This window comes from Candidatus Defluviilinea gracilis, assembly GCF_057138825.1.
Map to the genome: position 1 here is coordinate 82,768 of NZ_DBNHEF010000085.1, position 8,925 is coordinate 91,692.

General features: G+C 55.5%; 8 protein-coding genes. All 8 read left to right on the forward strand.

Annotated features, from left to right (window positions below; all coding sequences use genetic code 11):
* Positions 1-39: 39 nt before the first annotated feature.
* The 8 genes from AC16KF_RS18625 to AC16KF_RS18660 all read left to right on the forward strand — a co-directional run bounded on the left by AC16KF_RS18625 (position 40) and on the right by AC16KF_RS18660 (position 8,779).
* A complete protein-coding gene (locus AC16KF_RS18625; RefSeq protein WP_484038867.1) occupies positions 40-1,542 on the forward strand; it encodes a serine hydrolase in 1,503 nt (500 codons plus the stop codon).
* 23 nt (positions 1,543-1,565) lie between these two features.
* Entirely contained in the window at positions 1,566-2,267 is a 702-nt protein-coding gene (locus AC16KF_RS18630; RefSeq protein ID WP_484038868.1) for a zinc ribbon domain-containing protein, read from the forward strand.
* A 5-nt stretch (positions 2,268-2,272) separates the two neighbouring features.
* Positions 2,273-4,825 (forward strand): HEAT repeat domain-containing protein, encoded by a 2,553-nt coding sequence (locus tag AC16KF_RS18635; protein WP_484038869.1) that lies wholly within the window; start codon positions 2,273-2,275, stop codon positions 4,823-4,825.
* A gap of 1 nt (position 4,826) precedes the next feature.
* Positions 4,827-6,170 (forward strand): putative aminohydrolase SsnA, encoded by a 1,344-nt coding sequence (gene ssnA, locus AC16KF_RS18640; protein ID WP_484038870.1) that lies wholly within the window; start codon positions 4,827-4,829, stop codon positions 6,168-6,170.
* A 1-nt stretch (position 6,171) separates the two neighbouring features.
* The gene (gene npdG / locus AC16KF_RS18645) at positions 6,172-6,861 is read left to right on the forward strand and encodes an NADPH-dependent F420 reductase (RefSeq protein WP_484038871.1); all 690 of its coding nucleotides are present in this window, start codon (positions 6,172-6,174) and stop codon (positions 6,859-6,861) included.
* Between the two features lie 33 nt (positions 6,862-6,894).
* Positions 6,895-7,677: a coenzyme F420-0:L-glutamate ligase gene (cofE, locus tag AC16KF_RS18650; RefSeq protein WP_484038872.1), complete on the forward strand. Its 783-nt coding sequence runs from the start codon at positions 6,895-6,897 to the stop codon at positions 7,675-7,677.
* A gap of 114 nt (positions 7,678-7,791) precedes the next feature.
* On the forward strand, positions 7,792-8,184 hold the full coding sequence (locus tag AC16KF_RS18655; protein WP_484038873.1) for a PPOX class F420-dependent oxidoreductase: 393 nt from the start codon (positions 7,792-7,794) through the stop codon (positions 8,182-8,184).
* Positions 8,165-8,779, forward strand: coding sequence for a nitroreductase family protein (locus AC16KF_RS18660; RefSeq protein ID WP_484038874.1), 615 nt, complete (start codon positions 8,165-8,167; stop codon positions 8,777-8,779). The genes AC16KF_RS18655 and AC16KF_RS18660 overlap by 20 nt, the downstream gene beginning before the upstream one ends.
* Positions 8,780-8,925 lie beyond the last annotated feature (146 nt).

Genomic DNA, 8,925 nt, shown 5'->3' on the forward strand with positions numbered 1-8,925 from the left:
TTGGGTGTGTTATACTTTTTTTCGCACACCGGAGGTAATGTGAGAAACAGAAGTTCGATACCGGTCTTGCGCGGCGTTTCCATCGGATTGTTATCCGTCGCGTTGGTCCTGGTGGTGATTGGCTTGATCGGATACAGTCGCCAGCGGAATAACTATCCCGCCGGTATGACGATCGCAGGCGTGCCCGTTGGCGGCGTGACGCCGCAAATTGCATCGGAACGCGTATTGCAAGTATACTCATCGCCCATCGAAGTTACTTACAATAATTCGAGCATTCAAATTGCGCCCTCGGTGGTCGGCTTCGAACTCGACATGGATTCGATGATCGCCGCCGCCGACCTGGGGCGCACGGGCGGTTCCTTCTGGGGTGGGTTTTGGAACTACCTGTGGCAGCGCCAGCCCGCCCCGGTCGATATCCCCTTAAGCGCCACCATCGACGAAGTTCAACTCACTGCGTATCTACAAAATGAAATTTCCGCGCGCTACGATCAACCACCGACGCCGCCTCAGCCTGTTCCTGGAACTACAACATTCCTGCCCGGCGAACCCGGAACCATTCTCGACATCGACCGCGCTGTGCGCCTGATCGAGGATATCCTGCGTTCGCCTTCCAACCGAAAAGTATCCCTCTCGTTTCAAAAAAGCGTTGCCGCCAGGCCCACCTTTCAAAACCTCGAAATCCTGCTTCAACAAAATATCGACGTCGCGGAATTCGACGGCGTGATCGGTCTATATCTCTTCGACCTGCAAAATGGACAGGAAATCCACTTTGCCATGGACAAGGGTCAAGTCATCTCTACCAATCCCGATGTGCCCTTCACGGCGTCGAGTACTGTAAAAATCCCGATCATGGTTTCGTATTTCATCAAGAACGGGAGCGCGGCGCTGGAGCCAGCCTCCTCCGAACTCATTCTCGACATGATTCGCAAATCCGAAAACCCGCCTGCCGATCGGCTAATGGAAAGCCTCGACGAGTTCCGCGGTCCGCTCATCGTCACCGACGATATGCGCAAAATTGGCTTGGAAAACACCTTCCTCGCCGGGTTCTTTTGCAGCGCCCAGTTTCCCTGCCCACTCCTTGAAAGAATCAGCACACCCGCGAACCAACGCGCCGATGTGGTCACGGATCCCGATTCCTTCAACCAGACCACCCCGTCAGACGCGGGTATGTTACTCACCGACATCTATCAATGCGCCACAGAAAATGGGGGCGCGCTCGTTGCGGCATTCCCCGATAAGATCAACAGCCAGATCTGCCAGCAGATGATCAATTTTCTCGTCTTGGACAAGATCGGCGTGCTCATCGAAGCCGGCGTGCCGGAAGGCACCCAGGTGGCGCACAAACACGGCTGGATCACCGAACCCAGCACAGGCGTTATTAAAAACATCAGCGACGCCGCCATCGTGTACACGCCCGGCGGAAATTACGTCCTCGTCATTTACGCCTATCATCCGGAGCAAACTATTTGGGAGCCGGTCTCCGGGCTCTTCGCTCAATTATCACAAACAGTTTACAACTTTTACAACCTGCCCACCCAGTAGGCGACTTCGTATATAATCCAAACATGAGCGCCGCGCTTGGTCTTTTTCGCCTGCAACAAGTGGATAGCCAGATGGATCAGATCCGCGGGCGACTCAAAGCGATTCAAGAAACGCTTCAAAACGACGGCGAACTGCGCGCCGCCATGGACGCCTTTTCCGCCTCCGAAAACGGATTCAAAACCGCCGAGCGCGCCTTCCAATCGACAGAAGCCGACGTTGAAAAACAGCGCATCAAGATCGAACAGGCAGAATCCAGCTTATATGGCGGACAGGTGCGCAATCCCAAAGAGTTGCAAGACCTGCAATTGGATGTTGCCTCGCTCAAAAAACATCTGGCGACCCTCGAAAACCTCGAACTCAACGCGATGGACACCCTGGAGAATGCAGACCAAGCCATGCAAGCCAGCAAAGCCCAACTCGAACGCGTGCGGGCTGACAAGTCGATTCAATACAACGACTTGACAAAAGAAAGCGAGACGCTCCAAAAAGAGATCGAACGGCTTGATGCCGAACGCAAGGCAGTCACGAGCGGAATTCCTCAACCAGCCATGCTCACCTATGATTCGCTCCGCGCGCAGAAACGCGGAGTCGCCATTACCACCGTCACCGATTCATCGTGCGCGGCGTGCGGCACAACGCTTACGCCTTCCCAGCGCCAGAGCGCCCGCTCCGCCTCGCAATTTTTTACCTGCCCTACCTGCGGGCGTATTTTGTACGCCACTTAGCCCCCATGCCTATTCCGCACATCGACCCTCTATCTTTTGTTATCGGTATGGTGATTGGGATCATACTCTTCAATTTGGCTGGCCGCGCCAAGCCGCTCCTCAACCAAGTTCGAGACAACTTTAAAGAAAACCGCGAAACCGCCAAAGTCCGCCGCACAAGCGGGTTAGAAGACAACCACCGGCGCATCACCTTGCGCCGCGCCCAAGGGATGCATCTCGCCGCGTCGATGTTTGCTCTCGACGAAATTCTCCAGGAGCCTCGTCTCGTCGCGCCACCGGCGCGCGTGGAGCCGGGCATAATCCCTTTGCAGGACGATATTATTTCGCAAACCCTGCCCTACATGCCAGATTGGACCCAACTCGCCGGCGTATACGGCGCGCCAACACTCACACTAGCCGAAAGCGTTGCAGGCGGGTCGAACATTGTCATCGTAGGCGCGGCGGGAGCGGGCAAAACAGTCGCGCTGGCGCGCCTTGCGTCCCTGGCGGCAAACCTCAGGGTTAGAATCGACCCGAAATCTGAAGAAGAAGCGGTTCCTTATCTATATCATGTTGCAGATTTGGCGCTCCCGTTCGATTCAACAAAAGATCCGCTTACCGTTCTCATAAATGTTGTAACAGAATTTGCCCCGATCTTTGATCTCAGCCGCTTGCCTGCCTTTGTCCAGCAAACATTTCAGGGTGGGCGCGCCTTGTTATTGATCGATGGCTTCGACGAACTGGATACGGAGAGCCAAAAACATGTGACGGCATGGTTCAAGGCGCTGACGCACGCCTACCCCAAAGTTCGCATCGTAACGACAGGTTCCACCCATCAACTGAATGGTCTGATCAGCCTGGGTTTCAACCCACTGGCGCTGATTGCCTGGGATCAAAAAGCCGCTTCGAAATTCATCCAACAATGGGGCGAACGCTGGTCGCAGACTATCGCGCTGGAGTCGCGCGCGCAAACGGGACCCGAGCCAGTGGATGCCCTCCTGCTCAACGCCTGGGTAGCCACCGACAATCACAGTCTCACCCCCTTCGAACTGACTCTCAAAGTGTGGGGCGCATACGCCGGTGACAGTTTGGGTCCGGGCGTGCTCGACGCGATCGCCACACACATCCGCCGCGTGGCGCCCGCCGGAACCCCGGTGGCTGCGCTCGAACTGCTCGCCATGCAGGTTGCGCTCACCGCGCAACCGGTGTTCGATCCGCATTCGGCGCGCGCCTGGGTGAAACAATACGACATCGTCGATGACAAACCGATGGAACACGCGGAAACCGTCACAAAAAGCGACAAGGACGAAAAAGCCGCGCTCACCGAATCGCAAAAAATTCGCATCAAGAAATCGAAAGCGGGCAATGCGCCGACCCATGGCTTGCTAAGCAAAATGGTGGACAGCGGTTTGCTGATCTCACACGCCGGTAACAAGATGCGTTTCCTGCATTCGGTGTTGAATGGCTATCTCGCCGGGCAAGCGATCGGCGACAACGAAGCGTATCAAACATTACTCACCCAGCCGGTATGGAATGGCAGGACTGTCACCATGCATTACTTTGCGGCGCGCGGCGACGCTTCCTCACTGGCAGATTCGATGATGAAAGATTCCAGTCTGCCACTGCACGTGCAGTTATTCACTGTGGCTCACTGGTTGCGTGATGCGCCCCGCGAAGCGGCTTGGCGCGGCAAGGTATTTTCCGCGTTGTTGAACATCCTGCAAAGCGAAGGACAGCCACTTGGCTTGCGCGGGCAGGCAATGGCGGCGTTTGTTGCCAGCGGTGACCCCGGCGCCGCCGCGCTCTTTAGGCAGTTACTCAACTCACGCTCGTTTGAAGTGATCCCGCTTGCCGCGCTTGGTTGCGGAGGCATCCGCGATACCAAAGCAATCGAGGCGCTCGAAAACGCGTTACAAGCGCCGGTTGGCGCGGTTCGGCGCGCCGCCTGCCTAGCATTGGTTGCCATCGGCACCGAAAAATCGCTGGAGGCGGTTGCGCGGGCATTATTGCAAGGCGACGAAGAACTCCGCAAAGCCGCGGCGGAAGCGCTGGCGAACGACGCGACAGAGGGGCACGCCGTTCTGCGCGAAGGCGTTACCCTGTCAGACATCATGGTGCGGCGAGCGGTCGTGCACGGACTGGCGCGAATCGAACAACCCTGGGCGATCGAACTCTTGCAAAAAATGCAGGTGGAAGACGATCAATGGGTCGTGCGAAACCTCGCCACACAATATCTCGAACAAGGGAGCAAGCCTGATCCGCGCGTCCCGCAGAAATTGCCCAACCCATCAGACACTCCATGGCTGATCGAATTTGCCGGCAAACAAGGCATGGGCATTTCAAAAAGCGGACCCGCCACCGACGCGCTATTGAGCGCTTTCAAATTTGGGAGCACCGAAGAACGGCTTGCCGCCCTGCCCTATCTCAAGCCGATTGCAAATGAAGGGATTGTCGGCGCGTTATACAACGGCATGTATGGCGAAGACATCGAAGTGCGCGAAGCCGCCTATCTTGCCGCGCAGGAAATTGGCGCGAACGGCATGCGGCTTCCGCATCCCAATCAATTTGGTCTCGGATGATATGCTGATCACAAACGCAAAACTCGTCACATGGGAAAAAGAAAATCGCATCCTCGATGACCATGCCATTCTCATCGAGAACGACCGCATCAAAGAGATCGGCAAAAGCGCCGACCTCGTAAAAAAATATCCGAGCGAAGAAAAACTGGACGCGCGCGGACAATATGTGATGCCGGGCAACATCTGCGCGCACACGCATTTTTACGGCGCATTCTCACGCGGCATGGCGATCCCCGGACCCGCGCCGAAAGATTTCCCTGAGATTCTGCAAAAGTTGTGGTGGCCCCTCGACCGTTCGCTCGACGCGGACAGCATCGAATATTCCGCGCTCCCCTGCCTCGCGGACGCGATCAAACACGGCACGACCACCCTCATTGACCATCACGCCTCGCCCAACGCGATTGACGGCTCGCTCGACATCATCAGCGAGGCAGTCGAAAAGTCTGGACTGCGAGCGGTGCTATGCTACGAAGTGACCGACCGCGACGGCGAATCGAAAATGAAAGCGGGGATTAACGAAAACATCCGCTTCATCAAGAAGACGAAAAGCCCGCTTCTCGCCGCGACGTTCGGTCTGCACGCCAGCCTGACGCTTTCGGACGCCTCTTTAGCCTTGTGCCGCCAAGCCCTCCCCAGCGGATTCGGCTTTCACGTCCACACCGCCGAACACGAGTCGGATGAGTACGACAGTTTGAATAAATCTGGGATGCGAGTAGTTGACCGTTTGCAAAAGCACGGTATCCTCGGAGCGAACACCATCACCGCGCATGGAGTCCACTTCGACGCGCGCGAAATGGAAATCCTCGCCGAAACAAGGACATGGCTTTCGCACCAGCCGCGCTCGAACATGAACAACGGCGTTGGCGTCGCGCAGATCGAGTCGATGATGCGCGCGGGAATCAAAGTTTGTTTGGGCAACGACGGCTTCACGAACGCGATGTGGGAGGAGTGGAAAGCCGCGTATCTCCTGCACAAAGTCCATCACCGCGACCCGCGCCGCATGGGCGGATACGATGTGCAACAAATGGCGGTCTACAACAATGCCGCGCTGGCGAACGTCTTCTTCCCCTCTGCGACCATTGGGCAATTGAGCGCAGGCGCATTTGCAGATATTATTTTTGTAGAGTACCATCCGAACACGCCCATGACCGCGGGCAACATCCCGTGGCACATCGTTTTCGGTTTTCAGCAAAGTATGGTCACGACCACCATCGTCGCGGGCAGAATCCTGATGAAGGATCGCCAACTGCTTACTTTGGACGAAGCGGAAATCTCGGCGAAAGCGCAAGAACTCGCTCCCGCAGTCTGGGAGCGTTATCAAAAAGAAGTTGCAAAGGGATTGTGATATGGACGCATTTCAGGAAAAAGAACCGCTACTCTTAACGATCGCAGTGTTAGGCGGAACAGGCAAAGAAGGCAAAGGACTTGCCTATCGCTGGGCGGCGGCTGGCTACAAAGTGCTGATCGGTTCCCGCTCGTCGGAAAAAGCCGTCACCGCCGCTTCGGAGATCATGCAACTGATGGAAGGTTCGACCTCCATTGTAGGCACATCTAACCTCGAAGCCGCGCAACTGGCAGATATTGTTGTCCTCTCTGTGCCGTACGCGGCGCATCGCGAAACGCTCGAAGGCGTGAAAAATGCGCTCAAAGGGAAAATCCTGATTGATGTAACCGTCCCGCTTGTGCCGCCAAAAGTGACCAAAGTGCAAATGCCGCCCGCCGGGTCTGCCGCGCAAGAGGCAAAGGAAATCCTTGGCGAAGGGGTAGAAGTGGTCGCCGCTTTTCAAAACATCTCGCACGAACATTTGCTCAAAGATGAAGGCGCGGACTGCGACGTATTGGTGACCGGCACCAGCAAGGACGCGCGCGCCGAGGCGCTCAAACTCGTGTCTGCCGCCGGGCTTACAGGGTGGGACGCCGGTCCCATCGAGAATTCGGTGGTGCTTGAAGGCTTGACCAGCGTGTTGATCTACATCAACAAACAATACGGTTCCACTCATGCCGGGATCCGTATCACGGGAGCGAGTCACAAATAACCACTGCGCATATCGCACACCGCAGTTCACAGCATGTCTCTCCGTCTTACCCCCCTCCCCGGCATTCCCCTCATCCGCCACGGCGACAACCTGGCGGATATTGTTGTCGATGCAACACAACGGATCGGGATCAACTTGCAAGATGACGATATCTTTGTGTTCGCCCAAAAAGTGATCTCCAAAGCCGAAGGGCGGACGGTGAATCTGGCAACAGTCACACCGTCGCAACGCGCCATCGAACTCGCCAAACAGACCGAGAAAGACCCGCGCGTCGTTGAGTTGATCCTACAAGAAAGCAACGAAGTCTTGCGCTCCCGCGTCGGCGCGATCATCGTCGAACACAAACTCGGCTTCGTCTGCGCCAACGCGGGGATCGATCACTCGAACGTAGATAACCGTAGTGACGACTTTAGTCGTCAAATACACGATGACTGGGTACTCCTCCTTCCCGCCGACCCAGACCGAAGCGCGGAAACGATGCGAAGCGACATCCAATCCAAAAGCGGAAAACGAATCGGCTGTCTCATCATTGATTCACACGGACGCGCGTGGCGTAACGGCACAGTCGGCGTCGCAATTGGCGTCGCGGGAATCCCTGGGCTGGAAGATCTGCGCGGCAAACCTGATCTGTTTGGATTCAAATTACAAGTGACAACAGTCGGCGTAGCAGACGAACTCGCCGCCGCCGCGTCGCTGATGATGGGGCAAGCCGCAGAGGGAACGCCTGTTGTGCATGTGCGCGGATTTCCATATCCAATGCGCGAAGCATCGCTGAAAGAATTGATCCGCCCGAAAGATCAGGATTTGTTTCGATGATAACCCGTTCGTTCGGCAGTTGAACTGCCGAACGAACAATGAACTTTATAACGCTAACAAGATTCTTATTCACACTTGATAACATTGCCGCATCACAACAAGCAAGGACAACCCATGACAATCCAAACCAAATATCAAGACCTCATCAGCGCCGACTCGAAAGCATTTCTCTATCTCGCCACGCTCATGCCCGACGGGGCGCCACAAGTGACGCCTGTGTGGTTCAGCGCGGACGGAGACTTCATTCTTATCAACACGAACGAGGGTCGCTTAAAAGATAAAAACATGAAGGCGCGCAACCAGGTGGCGATGACCATTCAAGACCCCAACGACCGTTATCGCTACATCGGCATACGCGGCGAAGTTATCGGCTCCACCAAAGAAGGCGCGGATGAACATATCGACATGTTGTCCATGCGCTATGACAATAAACCATGGGGAAAACGCGAAGGGCAAAAGCGGATCATCTACAAGATCAAGCCGACTCATGTCCACGACCACAACTGAACTTCACAACTTCCTGCGGAGTCGCCGCTCGATCCGCCGCTTCACATCGGACCCTGTGCCTGATTCAGTCATCGAGACGATTCTCACCACGGCAACCTTCGCCCCCTCCGCGCACAACCGCCAACCCTGGCGATTCGTCGTAGTGGCGGATTCATCCGCCCGAAAAAAACTCGCCGAAGCGATGGCTGATGATTTCCAACACGATCTCGAAAGCGACGGCATTCCCCCTGAAAAAATTCAAGCGCAACTCAAGCGATCGAAAGACCGCATCATCTCCGCGCCTGTTGCCATTCTCCTCTGCCTCGACATGAGCGAAATGGACTCGTATCCCGACAAACGACGCATCAAAGCCGAATTTCGGATGACTGTCCAATCCGTCGCCGCGGCGGGGATGCAATTGTTATTAGCCGCGCACGCCGAGGGGCTTGGGGGAGTGTGGGCATGTTGGCCTCTTTTCGCGGTAGAGACAATCCAAAAAACTTTAAATTTACCCGAGAATTGGGAGCCGCAAGGGATGTTTTTTGTTGGGTATCCAGAGATAATTCCTGAAGTAAGAAAAAGAAAGCCTCTCAATACGATTATCCAATATCTTTGAGCGAAAGACGTAACGCGACATTTTGAACATTAACAAATTACTCTGACATAAGGCCGGTATAGCGTAAGAGCGGTTCAGAACCGTGAGAGAAACGGTCGAGAAAAGCAAGGACCTGAAATCGCAATTGGTTCACTTGGTCTGCCCAG

Bases quoted from the DNA above. Each gene is read 5' to 3' on its own strand.
- AC16KF_RS18655 (WP_484038873.1), top strand. From the start codon at position 7,792: ATGACAATCCAAACCAAATATCAAGACCTCATCAGCGCCGACTCGAAA.
- AC16KF_RS18635 (WP_484038869.1), top strand. From the start codon at position 2,273: ATGCCTATTCCGCACATCGACCCTCTATCTTTTGTTATCGGTATGGTG.
- AC16KF_RS18660 (WP_484038874.1), top strand. From the start codon at position 8,165: ATGTCCACGACCACAACTGAACTTCACAACTTCCTGCGGAGTCGCCGC.
- cofE (WP_484038872.1), top strand. From the start codon at position 6,895: ATGTCTCTCCGTCTTACCCCCCTCCCCGGCATTCCCCTCATCCGCCAC.
- ssnA (WP_484038870.1), top strand. From the start codon at position 4,827: ATGCTGATCACAAACGCAAAACTCGTCACATGGGAAAAAGAAAATCGC.
- AC16KF_RS18630 (WP_484038868.1), top strand. From the start codon at position 1,566: ATGAGCGCCGCGCTTGGTCTTTTTCGCCTGCAACAAGTGGATAGCCAG.
- npdG (WP_484038871.1), top strand. From the start codon at position 6,172: ATGGACGCATTTCAGGAAAAAGAACCGCTACTCTTAACGATCGCAGTG.